At 44.3% G+C, this 17,151-nt stretch carries 12 protein-coding genes; 4 read left to right on the forward strand and 8 right to left on the reverse strand.

The genetic code is table 11. The annotated features are described in order from the left end of the window. Window positions 1-29: 29 nt before the first annotated feature. Both AB4484_RS14660 and AB4484_RS14665 read right to left on the reverse strand, forming a co-directional pair. Window positions 30-5,000: an ATP-binding protein gene (locus AB4484_RS14660; RefSeq protein ID WP_372078885.1), complete on the reverse strand. Its 4,971-nt coding sequence runs from the start codon at window positions 4,998-5,000 to the stop codon at window positions 30-32. After that, window positions 4,993-6,018: an HD-GYP domain-containing protein gene (locus AB4484_RS14665; protein WP_048610920.1), complete on the reverse strand. Its 1,026-nt coding sequence runs from the start codon at window positions 6,016-6,018 to the stop codon at window positions 4,993-4,995. Before AB4484_RS14665 ends, AB4484_RS14660 begins: the two co-directional genes overlap by 8 nt. A 660-nt stretch (window positions 6,019-6,678) precedes the next feature. Here AB4484_RS14665 and pstS point away from each other — a divergent pair. The 4 genes from pstS (at window position 6,679) to pstB (ending at window position 10,472) form a co-directional block, all read left to right on the forward strand. Further along, window positions 6,679-7,725 carry a phosphate ABC transporter substrate-binding protein PstS gene (pstS, locus tag AB4484_RS14670; protein WP_372078887.1) on the forward strand — a complete coding sequence of 349 codons (1,047 nt, stop codon included), beginning with the start codon at window positions 6,679-6,681 and terminating at the stop codon, window positions 7,723-7,725. A gap of 145 nt (window positions 7,726-7,870) precedes the next feature. Next, window positions 7,871-8,791 carry a phosphate ABC transporter permease subunit PstC gene (gene pstC, locus AB4484_RS14675; RefSeq protein ID WP_372078889.1) on the forward strand — a complete coding sequence of 307 codons (921 nt, stop codon included), beginning with the start codon at window positions 7,871-7,873 and terminating at the stop codon, window positions 8,789-8,791. Continuing rightward, window positions 8,788-9,624 (forward strand): phosphate ABC transporter permease PstA, encoded by an 837-nt coding sequence (gene pstA, locus AB4484_RS14680; RefSeq protein ID WP_048606157.1) that lies wholly within the window; start codon window positions 8,788-8,790, stop codon window positions 9,622-9,624. Before pstC ends, pstA begins: the two co-directional genes overlap by 4 nt. Then, window positions 9,624-10,472, forward strand: a complete 849-nt coding sequence (pstB, locus tag AB4484_RS14685) for a phosphate ABC transporter ATP-binding protein PstB (RefSeq protein ID WP_050632980.1) — start codon at window positions 9,624-9,626, stop codon at window positions 10,470-10,472. The genes pstA and pstB overlap by 1 nt, the downstream gene beginning before the upstream one ends. A 125-nt stretch (window positions 10,473-10,597) precedes the next feature. Here the strand turns inward: pstB and AB4484_RS14690 are convergent, their stop codons facing one another. The 6 genes from AB4484_RS14690 to AB4484_RS14715 form a co-directional block, all read right to left on the reverse strand. Beyond that, window positions 10,598-11,362, reverse strand: coding sequence for an ABC transporter ATP-binding protein (locus AB4484_RS14690; protein ID WP_372078891.1), 765 nt, complete (start codon window positions 11,360-11,362; stop codon window positions 10,598-10,600). A 12-nt stretch (window positions 11,363-11,374) separates the two neighbouring features. Then, window positions 11,375-12,325, reverse strand: coding sequence for an iron chelate uptake ABC transporter family permease subunit (locus tag AB4484_RS14695; protein ID WP_048610914.1), 951 nt, complete (start codon window positions 12,323-12,325; stop codon window positions 11,375-11,377). Then, window positions 12,318-13,271 (reverse strand): ABC transporter permease, encoded by a 954-nt coding sequence (locus AB4484_RS14700; RefSeq protein ID WP_372078893.1) that lies wholly within the window; start codon window positions 13,269-13,271, stop codon window positions 12,318-12,320. The genes AB4484_RS14695 and AB4484_RS14700 overlap by 8 nt, the downstream gene beginning before the upstream one ends. Before the next feature lie 100 nt (window positions 13,272-13,371). Beyond that, window positions 13,372-14,304, reverse strand: a complete 933-nt coding sequence (locus tag AB4484_RS14705) for a siderophore ABC transporter substrate-binding protein (protein WP_048610912.1) — start codon at window positions 14,302-14,304, stop codon at window positions 13,372-13,374. Between the two features lie 417 nt (window positions 14,305-14,721). Continuing rightward, window positions 14,722-15,354 (reverse strand): response regulator, encoded by a 633-nt coding sequence (locus AB4484_RS14710; RefSeq protein ID WP_048610910.1) that lies wholly within the window; start codon window positions 15,352-15,354, stop codon window positions 14,722-14,724. After that, on the reverse strand, window positions 15,351-16,736 hold the full coding sequence (locus AB4484_RS14715; protein ID WP_372078895.1) for a sensor histidine kinase: 1,386 nt from the start codon (window positions 16,734-16,736) through the stop codon (window positions 15,351-15,353). Before AB4484_RS14715 ends, AB4484_RS14710 begins: the two co-directional genes overlap by 4 nt. Window positions 16,737-17,151: the final 415 nt, after the last annotated feature.

Raw genomic sequence — 17,151 nt, forward strand, 5'->3', positions numbered from 1 at the left:
AATGTTGAAGTGATATTTATAAAAGACAACTACTCAGAAGCGCCAAGTCCCTCTTTGGCTCGTTCAAAGTCATAATTATCTAACGCACTTTGAACATCTTTGAGAACAACAGAATGTGGATACTGTGCCAGTAACTCAGTCACATATTGAGTTGCATCGTTATCATAAGCATCCAGCAGTGATAGCAACTGAGCATGCTGTTCTGACGTGATGCTCGGTGAATCAGAGGTATCAGCAAGACTCGCATCGGCTTCTTCAGTACTTGTCGTATTGAATCTCTCAACACCAGACACATCAAAGCTGATCTCAACTGCTTTAATCAGTTCGATTAACCCAAGTTCGCCTTGCTTAAGATCTTCTTCATCACACGCCTTGTTATGAGCTTTGCTTTCTAAATCACTGAGTAGTTCGGCTAATCGCAACCCACCAATCGCAGCTGCCATGCTTTTTAAGGTATGTAGATTACGCTCTAACGTCTCCCATTCGCCTTGTACTAAGTTATCAAAAGCATCCGACATCATGTCTGGCGATCCTTGGCAGAACCTATCAAGCATTTTGGCTTGCAGCTTTACATCATGATAAGTCAGTTGCTCAAACCTCGACTGAGAGAAAACAGGCGGTTCTATGTGAGTATCGGAGTGTAATTCCGCACTCTCAACAGAATCACCTGTCTGGATCGCATCTGAAGACGTGTCTGATGGCGCTCGACCTTCAACTAATACCTCAGGAACAATGTATCGAGTAATCAAAGACATCGCTTTATCAATAACAATTGGCTTATCCAAGAAGTCCGTGACGCCCGACGCCCTCGCTCGTTGTTTCGCATCAGCAAAAACATTGGCCGACATTGCAATAATCGGTACATCTGTATTGAATTCACGAATCAAACGGGTAGCTTCAAAGCCGTCCATAACCGGCATTTGAAGATCCATAAAGATTATTTCGTAGTCGTTGTTTTTAGCTAACTCCAGCGCTTCCTTTCCGTTTTCAGCAAGATCGGCATTTAAATTAGAACGACTGAAAAATGCTAAGGCGAGATCTTGGTTCAACTCATTGTCTTCAACCAATAACACTCTTTGGCCTTTGAACTCTATCTGATAATCCAACTGCAACTCTTGGGCTTTGAAGTCGGCTAACGCATCCGAGCTTGATCGTGGCAATGTCAGCACAAAGGAGAACTCACTGCCTTGCCCGTAAACGCTCTCAACGCTAATTTGGCCACCCATCGCATGCACTAATTTCTGGCTAATGTTGAGCCCAAGCCCTGTACCGCCAAACCGACGTGTTGTTGTGGTATCCGCTTGGCTAAAGGCTTCAAACAGCTTGTGACGGTTCTCATCCGAGATGCCTATCCCGGTATCCATCACACTCACCTTCATAGTTAGGCTACTATTGTTCGAGTCAACATGCTCCACCGTTAACGCTACGCTGCCTTTTTCCGTAAACTTAATCGCGTTGCCCACAAGGTTGAGTATGACTTGGAACAGCCTCAAAGGATCGCCTTGCAGTGGCGTGTCTAACTCTGGGTCGATGACCATCGACAAATTGAGTTGTTTCTCAGCCGCTTTCGATTCCATCAACTCAATCACATCTTTAAAGGTCGTTACGGGATCAAACGGGACGTTATCAATAACAAGTTGCCCTGCTTCTATCTTTGAAAAATCAAGGATGTCATTGATGATACCGAGTAACGAATGGCCAGAACGGTGCACTTTCTCGATGTAATTTCGAGCGACAGGGTTAGATATTTCGCCAATCGCCAGATAAGACAAACCAATAATGGCGTTCATTGGGGTTCTTATCTCATGGCTCATATTGGCTAAGAATTCCGATTTAGCTTGGCTCGCCAAATCGGCTCTCTGTTTCTCTTCTTCCAATTGTTCGTTAAGGCGCTTCATTTCAGATATATCGAATGCCCAAAATAGTGTGGCGACTTCACCATCAATCTCAAAAAGATAGTAACTGACTAAAGCAACAAATCGGGTTCCATCAGACTTTCTGAGTACCAACTCCCTATTTTCAACTTTACCGTTAAGGTCGAGCTCTTTATGCACGTCATCACGAACAGTCAGCGAGTCATGGATAGCAGCGACATCGATAGAAGACAACGCCTGATCTTCCACACCAAACAAACGTTTTGCCGTATCGTTCGCGTAACGAACCTCTTCTTCAAATACCACGCTGGCTGCAATTGGAGAGCTATTTAGCATGTTGTAGAGTTGGTTCTGCGCCTTTTCCAGAGCTTCGGTCGCTTCCTTAGCAATACTGATCTGCTTAGTTAATTTACGATTCCAGAAAATAATAAGAAGAAGGATCACCAGAGAAAAAACCGAAATGGTGTAAACCAATTGATAGTCAACTCTTTCTATCGCTTTGGGTGCCGCCCATTTTGCTGAGATCTTCTGGTGTTCTTCAGCTGAGATACTGCCTATCGCTTTGTTCACAATAGACAACAGTAATGGTTCAGACTTGATGACATGCAGAGTTGGCGACAGGAAGAAATCTAATCGGCCGATAATGCCAATCCCTCGATAACCAAATGAGTCGATTAAGTAAGTTAGGACGTCAACGGTATCAATCATCGCATCAAACTCACCCGACTCAACGAGCTCTAAGCCGTCATTAGTCGAGGACACCATCGCCCAGTTGATCTCAGGGTAACTATCCACGATAGCTCCTGTGTTGGCTCCGCCCTCTAAAATACCTATTTTCCATCCCGCAGCTTCTTCTAAGACAAGGCTGTTCACATCTCGTCTTGAGGCAATAGCCAAACGACTAGAAAATAACGGCTTACCCGCCTTCACGCTCTCGCTAAGTGAACGATTCTCCACAGCGGCCGAGACAAGGTGCACTTTTCTATGGTCAACGAGACGTCGAGTCTCCTGCCAACTGCCGACATCGACATGTTCCAAGCGTAAACCTGTTTTCTGTTCGATCAGCTTTAGGTAATCATCGATCATGCCGATATATTCCCCTTTGCTAGATACGGCCTCATAAGGCAAAGAGTTAGGATCAATACCGATTTTTAATACTGGATGAGACTTTATCCACTGACGTTCATTTTGACTAAGATTAAGAAGTTCACCGGCTAAACTGTTTGATTGATAAATATCTGAAATATAGCGTTTTGCACCATCTCCGAATGAATTGAACTGCTCAATGGCTGGGAAATAAACATAGCTCCCTTCCACGGAATCCACATCGAAATAGAAGGTCATAAACCCAGCATTGGAGCTGCCCGTCTTCGTTTTATAACCAGCGCCTTTCGTCACGGATGACAATTTAGAGGTGTTTTTCTTGTCCAATGATGACGTTGATACATCTCCTAAAAACCAAGATTCAAGCGGTCGCTTATTATTATCAGCCAGTGCCGAAATCACCGTGAAGGTATTATCTGCGTCAAATATGTCAAAAATCTTAGGCAATTCGTCAAAGCGATCATTGACGATAAAGTACGCTGAGATTTGAGCAATAATATCGGCCTTCTTCAGAACCGGAGTCAGATCGTTCTTAACTTGTCTTCTAAGAATCGGTTCAAAATCACCGCCTTCCTTCTTGAGGTTTGCCAATGCGGCATTAAAGCGATCTCTTAGTTCAGCTCCCCTGAAATCCACGTAGATGGGATAGCTGACTTTATAATCCTCATGGAGCTGAATCTCGCGCATTTCAATAAACCGGGTATTGGTGACAAACCAGGTTAACACACGTCTTTCCACCATCAGGAGATCAACATTTTGAGCTCTCAGTTGGGAAAACGCCGACTCTAAGCTGTCGAGATCATCTATCCGATCAATGCTCAATTGGCTTTCCAGCACTTCTACGGAGTTTTTAATCGGCGATGTTTCATCGAACAGCAAAGCACCCAATGACAAATTTTTTGCCGACTTCAAATCCAGCTTACGCCTCTTTAATGACACTGGCACAAAATCAACATCCATCACCTTGTCACTGACAAAGTGCAATGAAGAATCATCAAGTTGAACACCAGAAACAAATGATATTGAGTTGTTGTTATCGATAGCTTGACGAGCTGCAGTACGAGGCAAAGTGACAACGTCACCCAATCGATACCCCATATCGTTCAAAGCCCTTTGCATAATGTCATGCTCTAAGCCAACAGAAGTACTGTCTGGATACATGTAAGGTGGGTTGCCGAATCCAAATACACCTTTAATGGGAGAGCGATAAGGCGAGTCATCTAGCCATTTAGATAAAATACGGTTCTTTTTACCGATATCAAACGTTGCAATCTGTTGATTCAATAAGTTAAGCATCTCATTGTCGTTTGAACGAATAACCATGGCTGCTTTTATGTTCTTCCAGCGATCAAGCACATGGTTGACCGCTAAATTCTCGACTCCGCTTTTGTGAGCAAGATCCATGGTGGTTATAGGCTCAGCCAGCAAACCATCAACCGAGCCGTCTTCTAATGCGCGAATAGCATCAATGGCCGTATCGAACTCAACTCTCTCAATCGAACTAAGCTGCACGCCAGATCGCTCAAGGTCGATGCTTTCACGAACCATGGCAATTCGTCTCTTGGCCTCTTGCTCAATTTTATTGTTGAGGTGGTCATCGGTAGGAAGAATGACGGCAATTTGGTACGAGATATAAGGATCGGTTTGAAGGAAACGACCTCCTTCGCTGGGATCAAACTGTTGAAAAGGAAACACATCGCCTTTCCCGTCTAACAAAGCTTGCTTTGCTTCAGCGTGAGAATCTACGCTGATGAAGTTGGTTTTTACGTTGAAACGCTCTTCAAGATCGTAAGCCCAATCTCGGATAATCCCGTCGACTTTTCCGTCATCACCAATAAATGAGTAAGGATAATGACTGGATAGCGCAACAAACGTGATTTCACGATCAGGATCTTGCCATAGGTTTGATCGTTGCTCTGTAGCCGCCTCAGCGTTAACGCTAGCGGCACGAACAACGAAGACAACAAACAAAATTATGGCGATGACATAACGCTTACCCCACATCTGCCAGAGGTCACTCATCTTTGAACTTCTCTTTAATCTCTAGAATCTCAGGCAATTTAATGAAAAACAGATCAACGATAGTCGGGTCAAAATGCTTACCTTTCTGCTCAGTGATTAAGGCCAAAGCATCTTCGACACTCCAAGCTTTTTTATAAGGGCGTTCTGCAGTCAGTGCATCAAACACATCAGCCACAGCAGCGATTCTGCCAACCAATGGGATGTCTTCCCCTGCCACTTGACTCGGGTAACCGGAACCGTCCCATTTCTCATGGTGATACTGCGCCACTTGAATCGCCATGCGCATCAGTTTTGAATCACTTTGCTGCCCTAAAATCTCCACACCATACTCGACATGTTTCTGCATGATCGCCCACTCTTCCGCATCGAGTTTTCCGGGCTTAAGTAACACGTTATCAGGGATACCTATCTTACCAATATCATGCATTGGCGCCGCGTCTCGGAGTGTTTCGGCATCTTCGTCAGTCATACCTAGCGCCTTGCCCAACACCTCACAGTAGTGGCTCATGCGCTTAACGTGCATACCCGTTTCGTTGTCTTTAAATTCCGCTGCTCGACCTAAGATATTGAGGGTCTCAAGTTTGCCTAGATTGATCTCGACGGTTTTGTCTTTCACTTGATGGAACAGTGCTCGTTGTTGGTCATACAACGCGATGTGGGTTTTGACACGCTGGAGCGCGATTTCAGGCGTGATCGGTTTCGTTAGGTAATCGACAGCACCTAAAGATAATCCTTTCACTTCGGCTTCTGGACCAATCTTAGCGGTCACGAAAATGATAGGAATGTGAGCCGTATTCGGCTGAGCTTTAAGTTGGCGGCACACCTCGTAACCATCAATGTCAGGCATCATGATATCAAGGAGGATAAGGTCTGGCTGCGGCACCATCTTCGCAATCTTGATACCAATTGTGCCGTTAATCGCTACTTTCACTTGATAAGTATCTTTGAGTATTGCCGTTAACACATCCAAGTTACTTGGGGTGTCATCCACGACTAACACTATGGGTTTCCGACTCATTGATACCTCGTATACAAATCAAACAGTTATAACCATAGTGTAGATGGGTTTTCGCACCTCTCAATATCAAAATGACAAATGTTTGTTAAAAATGAAGGATAGATCTTCGAGTGACATCAAATTAACACCTTGAATGGGTAAGATGTCAAAAACTCGACGGGAATTAGCTTATAAAACAATGAACTACATACGCATCTATTGTCACATCACCTAAACAACCCCGAAGAAAATAACTATTGCGGCCTACTGTTAGTCGCTCTTTCACCAGCAAAACCTGAAGTGAATAATCAATCGTTGAACATGATGACAGCTCGCCGAACTGGATCACATGAACAGATGAAAAAATGACTATCCATTGGCCTGGTTCACATCAAATTCAATCTGTTTCACTTCATAAAGAACAACGGAATTAGCCCCGATTCTGTGAAGTTTTCTTATCAGAATAAATCCATTCAGATAAACCTTTTCTATTTATATCGATTTAAAAATCACTTTAATAAAAGTGAAATATTCAGTTCATAACCTCCCCTTCGACAACTTAATAAGTCTAGTCATATTTTACTGAGCTTGAATAATCACAATGTTTTACTTGAACACTAAAACCCTTTATTCAAACACCGACATTATTCGAGTGAATAATAGATTAACTGGAGATATACCGTGAAATTGATTAAATCTACACTATTGTCGTCTTTATTGGTTGCGGCAACTTTCAACGTTTCTGCAAACACGACGATCAATGGTGCAGGTGCCACCTTCCCTCATCCAATCTACGCAAAGTGGGCTGAGCAATACCAACAAGCAACTGGTATTCAAATCAACTACCAAGCGATTGGTTCGGGCGGCGGCATTCGTCAAATCACAGCTAAAACCGTTGATTTCGGTGCAACAGATGCACCACTAACAATTGATGAACTCAACAAGGAAGAGATGATTCAGTTCCCAATGGTGATGGGCGCAATCGTACCGGTTGTAAACATCCCTGGCATTGAAGCAGGTGAAATGAAGCTAACAGGTGAGCTGCTTGCAGATATCTACCTAGGCAAAATTGACAATTGGAATAATGAGCAAATCGTTGCATTAAACAGCGACCTTACTATTCCTTCTCAACCGATTTACGTTGTCCACCGTTCAGATGGTTCTGGCACAACTTTCAACTTTACTGAGTACCTTGCTCAAGTAAACTCTGATTGGAAAAACCAAGTTGGTGTTGGTAAAGACATCACCTGGCCACGTCAGGCAACAACCATCGGCGGTAATGGTAATGCTGGTGTAGCTAACTTCGTGAGCCGCACTCGTGGCGCGATCGGCTACGTAGAGTACGCATTCGCGAAGCAAAATGACCTAACTCATACGCAAATGGACAGTGCAGAAGGTAAATTCTTGCAGCCAACGATGGAGACGTTCCAATCGGCAGCAGCAAATGGTGACTGGGCAAGCGCTCCTGGCTACCACCTTCTACTGAACAACCAACCAGGTGCTGACTCTTGGCCAATGACGGCGGCAACTTTTATCTTGATGCATAAAGATCAAAAAGACGCAGCCAAAGCTCAAGAGATCATTAACTTCTTCAATTGGAGTTATGAGAATGGCGCTGATGCCGCTGAAGAGTTGGATTACATTCCAATGCCTAAAGCGGTCACTAAGATGGTAAATGACACTTGGTCACAAGAGCTAACTACCGATGGCAAAGCCATTCTTAATTAATCGATGAATTCGTTCATTGAAACTAATATCAACTTTTAATTGAGACCCAATACCGCTAGTTGTGAATATTAATGAATATATCTTCTTTAGAAGAGCTTCTTTTGAATAGCTACTAGCGGTATTTATCTTACCTATGAATAAAACAATGACTATTAAAAGATTAGATGGTGATTCAATTTTTGAAAAATTGAGTTTCACTTCTTCTATTCTTATTTTTATTGCACTAACTGGCATTATCATCTCTTTAATTGATGGCGGTTGGAAAGCATTTTCTGAATTTGGCCCTGGCTTTGTTTTCAACAATGTCTGGGATCCGATTAATAGTAACTTCGGTGCAGCCTCTGCTATTTACGGCACACTGGTTACTTCCTTCATCGCAATATGTATAGCGGTTCCAGTTGCCTTAGGCACTGCAATCTTTTTAGCAGAATTAGCACCCAAGTGGATCAGCAGCCCTGTGAGCAAGGCTATTGAACTACTCGCAGCAATTCCGAGCATCATTTACGGCATGTGGGGCTTGTTTGTCTTCGCACCTTGGTTCTCTGAAAGCTTCCAGATGTGGGCTCTAACGAACTTATCTGGCATCCCGATTCTTGGTACTTGGTTCAGCGGCCCGCCTATTGGCATCGGCTTACTTAGCGCGGGCATCATCTTGTCATTCATGATCTTACCTATCATGACGGCGCTAACCCGTGATGCACTTCGCTCAATACCAGATGTTCTACGTGAAGCCGCATACGGTGTCGGTGCTACGCCATTCGAAGTCATCACTAAAGTGCTGCTTCCTAAAGTAAAAAGCGCAGTAGCAAGCGCAGGTATCTTAGGTTTAGGACGTGCATTGGGTGAAACCATGGCGGTGGCCTTTGTTATTGGTGGTGCAAACCGTATTGAAACATCATTATTTATGCCAGCGAGTTCTATCTCGTCGACCATCGCTCAGCAATTTAATGAAGCGACAAATGAAGTTCACATCTCTTCGCTAATCGCGCTAGGTCTTGTGTTATTTGCGATCACTTTCATTGTTATGGGCGCTGCCCGTTTCCTTTTGAAAAGAGGTAGAGCATGAATCTAAGAAAGTTTAAAAATGGCCTATTCTATGCGTTCTGCATTGCTGCAACCGCAACGGGTCTTATCGTACTCTCGAGCATTCTTTACACCCTAATCGGAGAAGGCATCAAGGGGCTGAAATGGAGCCTGTTTACTGAACTTACTCCAGCGCCGGGCAGCGAAGGCGGCTTGAAAAATGCGATTTATGGCAGCTTGATTCTAACTGGTATGGGCATCGCGATTGCAGCTCCGCTTGGTGTGTTGGCAGGTACTTGGCTATCTGAAGCACCTAAAGAGAACAAAACAGCTGAAACACTACGCTTTCTTAACGGCATGTTGGTGAGCGCACCTTCTATTCTGGTTGGTTTGTTCATCTACGCGGTGATTGTGGTTCCAATGGGTTCTTACTCAGCATGGGCTGGAGCAATCGCGTTAGCTATTCTGGCTTTGCCTGTGATCATATCTTCAACAGAAGAAATGTTAAGACTGGTGCCACCAACGCTTAAAGAGGCAGGCAGTGGTTTAGGCGCCCCAAAATGGCGTGTGATTACTAAGCTTAGCTACCGCGCTGCAGGCCCAGGCATTGTAACGGCTATCTTGTTGTCGGTTGCTCGAATCTCAGGTGAGACGGCTCCCCTGCTATTCACAGCATTAAACAGCAGCTTCATGACCACAGACATGGGTGCGCCAATGGCGAACCTACCAGTGACCATTTATCAATTTGCGATGAGTCCTTATTCATCGTGGCAAGAATTAGCGTGGGCAGGTGCCCTACTAATTACTTCATTCATTCTATTTATCAACATCCTAGCGACAAGCTTGCCTAAATACCTGAAAGCGAGAAAAGCATAATGACTGCAATGACTAACTCATTAGTAAACGACAACTCTTTCTCAAAAGGTCTTGATACCCTGTCTACTGAGGCAACCAATGACCAAGCAATGACTTGTCGCATGCAAATTGAAGATCTGAGCTTCTTCTACAATAAGAATCTGCCAGCGTCGTTAAAGAACATCACCATGCCGATTTACAACAACAAGGTGACGGCACTGATCGGCCCTTCAGGTTGTGGTAAATCCACGCTATTGAGAACCATGAATCGCATCTACGATTTGTACCGAACTCAATATGCTGAAGGCGATATCCTGCTTGATGACGAAAGTATTCTGGGTTCGATTGACCTCAATGAACTTCGCTCAAAAGTCGGAATGGTTTTCCAAAAGCCAACCCCGTTCCCAATGTCTATCTACGAAAACATGGCCTTTGGTCTGAAACTTAAAGGTGGCTTTAACAAGGATGAAATCGATACTCAAATCGAGAAAGCACTTAAGCGTGCACACCTATGGGAAGAAGTGAAAGACAAGATGAATGCGGATGCAATGGGCTTGTCGGGTGGACAACAACAGCGCTTGTGTATTGCACGTACTATCGCCTTGCAACCTGAGGTGATCCTAATGGATGAACCGACGTCTGCACTCGACCCAATAGCGACTGCCGCGATTGAGGAGCTGATTACCGAGCTTCGCGAGAAGTACACCATCGTTATCGTGACTCACAACATGCAGCAAGCGATGCGTATTTCGGATCACACCGGCTTTATGTATCTTGGCGAGTTAATCGAGTTTGGTGAAACCGAGCAGATATTCAAAGCGCCAAAGCATGACCGTACTCAACGCTATATTTCTGGTGATTTCGGCTAACTGAGTATTCAGTAACTAAAATGCACTCGCAAACGAACCAGTAGCGACAAACCAAAAGAGCTCCTCATATGGGAGCTCTTTTCATTCAACGGCTAGAAAACAAAACAACCGAGTTATTCAGTAATCTAGCGACCAGAGTAATACATACAGATTCGAACGCCATCGAACTCACGAATCTCAAATGGGATCTCGTAGATCGATTCCATCACTGATTTTTCAACCACTTCCGAAACCTTACCCGACTTGACCACTTTACCTTTCTTCATCGCGACAATGTTATCTGAGTAGCAAGAAGCGAAGTTGATGTCGTGAATCACGATAACCACCGCTTTATTGAACTCATGCGCCAAACGACGAAGCGTCTGCATGATTTCAACAGAGTGTTTAATATCAAGGTTATTCAGAGGCTCATCTAAGAACACATAATCCGTATCTTGTGCCACAACCATCGCGATAAACGCCATTTGACGCTGACCACCACTCAACTCATCAAGGTATTTGTTTTGGATGTCAGTAATGCCAAGGTGTTCTAGTGCTGTATCGACGACCTTATGATCTTCGTCTTTCAAGCGACCTTGAGAGTGTGGGAAACGACCAAAACAGACCAATTCACGAATCGTAAATCGCATATTGATGTTATTTGATTGTCTTAACACGGCAAGGTGCTTGGCTAGCTCTTTGGTATCCCATTCAGCCAGTAACTTATCACCAATGACCACTTCACCCGCGTCGCTGTCTGTTAAGCGGCTCGCCATTGAAAGCAGTGTACTTTTACCCGCACCATTTGGGCCAATGATAGAAGTCACTTCGCCTTTCGGGAACATAGCACTGGCATCATCAACCACGAGTGACTTGCCATATTTCTTACTTAAACCTGTTAATTTAATCACTACTTACTACCTTTACTGAATTCTGGTGCGTAACAACAAGAACATAAAATACAAACCGCCGACCAAGTTAATGATCACACTCACAGTGGTTTCAAACGCCATCACTTTTTCGATAAACCATTGGCCAGAAACCAATAGCACGATCGCTAACAAGCTGCTTGCGATGATAAGCACACGATGCTGATAAGATCGGAATATCTGGCGAGCTAAGCTTACGGTGATCAGGCCAAAGAACAGCACAGGGCCAACCAGAGCCGTCGACACCGCGACCATCACTGACACAATCACCAAGGTAATCTGAGTCAGTCGCTTGGTATTCACGCCCAAGCTTGTCGCGTTATCAACACCAAGCCAAAGTACGTCAAGCTTAGGCGCCAACAGCCACAGGCCAAGTAAGCTCAAACCCAATGGAATAAGGCTGAGGTAAACCAGTTCGCCCTTCACGTTATTGAAGCTTGCGAACATCACATTCTGCAGCACCGCAAATTCATTGGGATCAATCAACATCGCAAGGAAATTCGCTAAGCTCGAGAATACGCTGCCACATACGATGCCAATCAAAAGCAGTGTGAATACGTTATTTCGCTTGCTCTTAAAGTAGAAATGGAACAGAGCAAACGAGAACAAGATCATCACAGTCACAGACATCGAAAAGTTTGCGATTGAGTCAATTACCCAGAAGCTAGCACTGCCAAACACAAACAGAAGTACCGTTTGTACCAGCATATACAAGCTGTCAAAGCCCAAGATGGATGGGGTTAGAATTCGGTTATTAGTAATGGTTTGGAAAACCAATGACGACGCCGAGATCGCTACCGCCGCCAACACAATCGACAGCAGTTTTGGTAGTCGCAGAGACAAGAAGAACTCGTAGTTATCCCACGTAAGCCCCTGCCCGATGAATAGCGCTGCCATACCCAAAGACGCGATAGCCAGAATCGCAATTTTTACTGAATCACGCATTCGACTTGTCTCTCATGATTAGGTAGATAAAAATCAAGCCACCAAAGATGCTGATTACCATTGAGATTGGAATCTCATAAGGGAAGATGACGATTCGAGCTAACAGGTCACAAGCCAACACCAAGATCACGCCCCAGTAGGCCGTCCAAGGCAGAATCTTCTTCATGTTATCGCCCATCATCAGCGACACGATATTCGGCACGATAAGGCCAAGGAATGGGATAACACCAACGATCATCATCACAGAAGAGGCGCAGATAGCGACCAATGCAACACCAATGAAGACGATCTTCTGGTAATTCAAGCCGATGTTTTTCGCGAAGCTCTCACCGATGCTCGCCGCACTGAACTGGCTCGCAAAGTAGTAAGCCAGCACACAAGCAGGCACTGCGAGATAAAGGATTTCATAGCTGCCCTGCAACACGCTCGCAAAGTTCGCCATCGTCCATGCAGACATAGTTTGTACTAAGTCGTGTTTGTAGGCGATAAATGTGGTCAACGCTGAAACTACGTTTCCGTACATGATGCCAATCAAAGGCACCAATACCGCGTTCTTAAACTTGAGGTGTTGCAGGAAGCGAACCAATAGCATGGTGCCAAACACTGCAAACGCGAAGATAAAGCCTAAGTAGCTCCATTGCGCAGCATTGCCTAGCACTAGAATGCCGACTATGTAGCCCAACATTGCACAGTCAATGGTGCCCATCGTCGAAGGCGCGGCAAACTTGTTCTGTACGATTTGCTGCATGATCAAACCAGAAACACTCAATCCCGCTCCGGCAAGCACGATCGCGAGTAGTCGAGGGATCCGACTAACAATATAAATAGAGTTGGCGTGTTGGTTGCCATTGAAGAAGTCACTAAAACTGATTTCAGCGACTCCAATCATCAATGACGCAACGCATAAAACAACAAGAAATACAGCAGCTGCAATGGGTTTCAACATAGAAATAATACTAAAGGTAGGTCTCGGGTAGCCCGTATAAAAAAGTGAAAAAGGGCTTATAAGAACACTCTTATAAGCCCGAAAATCTGATAGTTAGTAACTATTGAATCGTACGTTCAATGTCACCAAGCATTCTGTGAATCGCTGTCACACCGCCACCAGCCAGATACCAAGCACTTGAATCAAGGTAAACGATGTTGCCATGCTGCGCTGCAGGTGTTGCCGCAACCAGTGGATTATCAAACAGTTGTTGAGCGCGACCTTCTGATTTGCCAATCGCTTTTTCACGGTCAAGCACGTAAAGCACTTCAGGTTTTGCATCAGCAATGTATTCAAAAGAGATTAGGTTACCGTGTGTTCCCTTGATCGGAGCCACGGTTGCACTCTTTGATTCCACGAAACCAAAGTCATCAAAGATGATTGAGAAACGGCTGCCTTTGTTGAACATCGCAATGTTGTTGCCGTTGTTCATTAGCATCATTGCTGAAGTTTCGTCAGACGCTACTTTGTCGTTTACCGCTGTGATAGAAGCTTGAGTCTCTTTAATGATCGCTTCAACTTCAGCTTGCTTACCAAAGATGTCGCCTAGCGCACGCCAGTTTTGCTGAGCATCAGCCCAGTACTTGTCGCCTTCAATAGAGAACATGATGGTCGGAGCAATTTGTGCCAGTTTGTCGTAAACCTTAAGCATGCGGTTTTCCGCGATGATGATGTCAGGCTTCAACATGTAGATAGCTTCAAAATCAGGTTCGCTTAATGAACCTGTATTTGCCGTAGTATCTTTGTAAGAAGCTAGGTAATCAGGCAGCAAGCTATGAGGCGCGCCAACTGGCTGCACACCAATTTTATCAAGCACGTCTAAGCTACCGTGGCCTAGAACCACCACTCGCTGTGGTACTTCAGTAAACTGCGCAGTGCCTTTTACATGCTCAATGGTGACGGTTTCCGCATGCGCGGTCATCATGAATGATGATGCTAGAACGATGGCAAGCCCGCTCAATAACTGGCGAACTGAATTGATTGTTTTCTTCATGTTTCTTCCTTTGCCATTGAGACAAACCACCACTCATGACAATGAAAGTCACATTACTCATAGACGAGCATGGGGCGTACACAACTGCTAAATAACGATAATTTAAAGTCTGTCATTGGATTGACAACAAACTTGTAACGCAAGTGAGAACTATTATCAATTATATTTGCACTAAATTGGCGACACAACAACTTTATTATTCAGAAACGTAAAAGTGAGTATTCATATTTTGTTAGGCTGCTAACAATGGCAGGTATGAATGTACAAAACGGCGATATAACGAGGATATGGAATGGAGAAGCCAAGAAGAGAACACACCAATGGCCCACGATATTCTTTGCGTGAACCATAACAACGGTTGGTGAAAATTTTGGATATTAATTAGCTAAATCAATTAGATATAAAAAGTAACGACACTTACTTAAGCATGCTCGAATGCACTTCTTTTCCGCGACGAGTGAGGGAGTAAATACGGCTTTCTCCTTTTTTCACCAATCCACTATTCACCAATTGCCTTAAATGGAAATTGAACTTGGTATGGTCTTCAATTCCCACAACGCGGCATAAATCCATAAATTTTAACTTCTGATGAATACTCAAGTGATTCAACACCGCACGTCGAATTGGGTTAGCTAATGCACTAAACACCTGGTCGTTACTGCGCTCTTCCACAGGAGTCTGCGGAGATCGTTCCGCATAAACCCTTCTAAGCGTTACCGACAGTGCCGCCAAATTAAAGGGTTTGGTTAAGAACTCGTCCGCCCCTTTTTTCATTGCATCAACGGCAACATCCACAGTCGCGAACGCCGTGGTGATCACAATCCCGATTTTAGGCTGCAATCGACGCAAGTTAGATAAGGCTTCAACACCTGTCATGCCACCCATTACCACATCAAACAAGGCAAGATCAAACGTCTCCTCCCCTGCTGCATCCAACGCGTCTTCTGCATTATCAAACGCAACAACGTCAAACTCTTCGAGTGCCAGCGCTTCGACCAACACTTCTCTTAATTGCTCATCATCTTCTGCAAGCAATAGCTTTAATTTCATTGGGTTGCCTTAGGTAGTTGTAGTCGCACCATGAGACCGTTCTCAATATTATGCAAGGTAAGTTCACCATGATGTTGCGTCATAATTTGTCGGCAGATAGCCAGTCCCATTCCTGTCCCCTTCCCTACCGGCTTAGTGGTAAAAAAGGGTTGCATCACTTTCTCGATCACATCTTCCGGAATAGCAGGACCACGATTGGTGAGCTCTATGATCACATTAGAGCCCAATGGATACGCCGAGATAGAAATACTCTTGGTATGCTCGCTCGCATCAACGGCATTAACCAGTATATTGACGAGCACTTCTTCTAGATGAATCGCGTCGCCATGCACTTGCAGCTTCTTACTGACATCCAATTCGATATTAAAGTCTGACAGTCGGTATTCCACCAGCGAAAGCGACGATTGACATAAACCTCGCACACCCACCGCTTTAAATGACACCTTTCGATGGTGTGCATAATTCAGCACTTCTTGACTGATATGGGCGGCGCGATCGATACCACTGCGGATCCTCACCAATTGCCTAGCCACATTCTCATCATCAGGCAGTCTTTTCTCGAGTAAATCGCAACTCATCATTGCGCTGCTCAGCGGTGTTTTCACTTCATGAGCAACAGCTGAAGTCAGCTCGCCTAATTCCTTAAGCTTTTCATCTTGAAACGAACGGTGCACCATGGCTTCAATTTGCAGTTCTCTTTCTCTATCGAATACTCGCAGCGCTTTCCACAAAAAATGAAGCGTTGCCAAAGCACACATTGTTCTTAAGAAGATAACCCAGATGCCGTATTCAGAGCTCAAAATGCCCGAAGTAATACCATAAAAGATCAACGCAGCGCCGGTATAAACAAAAGGAGACGCAGCTTGGTGTTCAACATCATAAAACTGTTTGCCGTAAATGATCATGGTGACACCAGCCAACAGGCCGGAACCTAAGCCGAACAACACTCGGATGTGGCTATTACTGATGTTGATGTAGTCGGTAAATGCTTGCTCATCAAAGCGATCAACTAAGCTCAAAGTAAACGCGACCAGCAACAGTCCAATGAAGATCTTGCCCCACTTCACCCAACGCGAGTCAAACAGATCCAGCATTTTCCACCCAAAAGCGCCTAAGGCGAGGTAAGAAAAGAGTAACTTGAAAACCTTGAAGAGTTCGACCGACTGAGAACGCTGAAATTGGTCTTGATAGAGAATCAAATAAAGCTCAGACCATTCATGAACACCATGAACAAAGCCAAAGATGGCAAGGATCGGGAGAAGTTTGGAGATACTGATCTGGCTGTTTTTATAGTTTCTAAAGACAACAGAAAAACCGATGGCGAAGAAAGCCAAACCGTAGATCAAATAAAGGGTAAATACGACTAATATATCCATAAGCATGAAGTGTAAACAAAGCCCTCAAGCCCTGCAATCACGACACTTGACCCAAAAGTTACAATTTGTAATTTACAATGTAAAGATGATATATAACATCCACTTAACTTTCAGTAAATTTGCCGTTTTAATTTAAATCACTAATGACACTGAAGACGGACAGATGAAAAACCAAGCATCAGTCAGATATCATGGTAAATCCCCTGACCTTCGCTCATTTAACCTTCAGTAAGCGATGGCAAATCACTCAAAAATATTTTTAAATTTAATTGAAATTAGGGTTGTAATTTTAAAAACTAGGCGTATAGTTCGCCACCTGGCTCTAATCTATAGAGCTGTTAATGCTAAAGTAAGTCCAAGTTCCACATAGACAGTTCTCGATTCCCTCGTTACACCATCTCTGCGTCAGCTTTCACCCAGA

Origin of the sequence: Vibrio sp. 10N.261.46.A3 (assembly GCF_041472995.1) — a bacterium.
Lineage (GTDB): Bacteria > Pseudomonadota > Gammaproteobacteria > Enterobacterales > Vibrionaceae > Vibrio > Vibrio coralliirubri.

What these genes read in the sequence shown, in the direction of transcription:
- AB4484_RS14660 (WP_372078885.1), bottom strand. Translation starts at nt 5,000, where the DNA reads ATGAGTGACCTCTGGCAGATGTGGGGTAAGCGTTATGTCATCGCCATA.
- AB4484_RS14665 (WP_048610920.1), bottom strand. Translation starts at nt 6,018, where the DNA reads ATGAGTCGGAAACCCATAGTGTTAGTCGTGGATGACACCCCAAGTAAC.
- pstC (WP_372078889.1), top strand. Translation starts at nt 7,871, where the DNA reads ATGACTATTAAAAGATTAGATGGTGATTCAATTTTTGAAAAATTGAGT.
- pstA (WP_048606157.1), top strand. Translation starts at nt 8,788, where the DNA reads ATGAATCTAAGAAAGTTTAAAAATGGCCTATTCTATGCGTTCTGCATT.
- pstB (WP_050632980.1), top strand. Translation starts at nt 9,624, where the DNA reads ATGACTGCAATGACTAACTCATTAGTAAACGACAACTCTTTCTCAAAA.
- AB4484_RS14695 (WP_048610914.1), bottom strand. Translation starts at nt 12,325, where the DNA reads ATGCGTGATTCAGTAAAAATTGCGATTCTGGCTATCGCGTCTTTGGGT.
- AB4484_RS14700 (WP_372078893.1), bottom strand. Translation starts at nt 13,271, where the DNA reads ATGTTGAAACCCATTGCAGCTGCTGTATTTCTTGTTGTTTTATGCGTT.
- AB4484_RS14705 (WP_048610912.1), bottom strand. Translation starts at nt 14,304, where the DNA reads ATGAAGAAAACAATCAATTCAGTTCGCCAGTTATTGAGCGGGCTTGCC.
- AB4484_RS14710 (WP_048610910.1), bottom strand. Translation starts at nt 15,354, where the DNA reads ATGAAATTAAAGCTATTGCTTGCAGAAGATGATGAGCAATTAAGAGAA.
- AB4484_RS14715 (WP_372078895.1), bottom strand. Translation starts at nt 16,736, where the DNA reads ATGCTTATGGATATATTAGTCGTATTTACCCTTTATTTGATCTACGGT.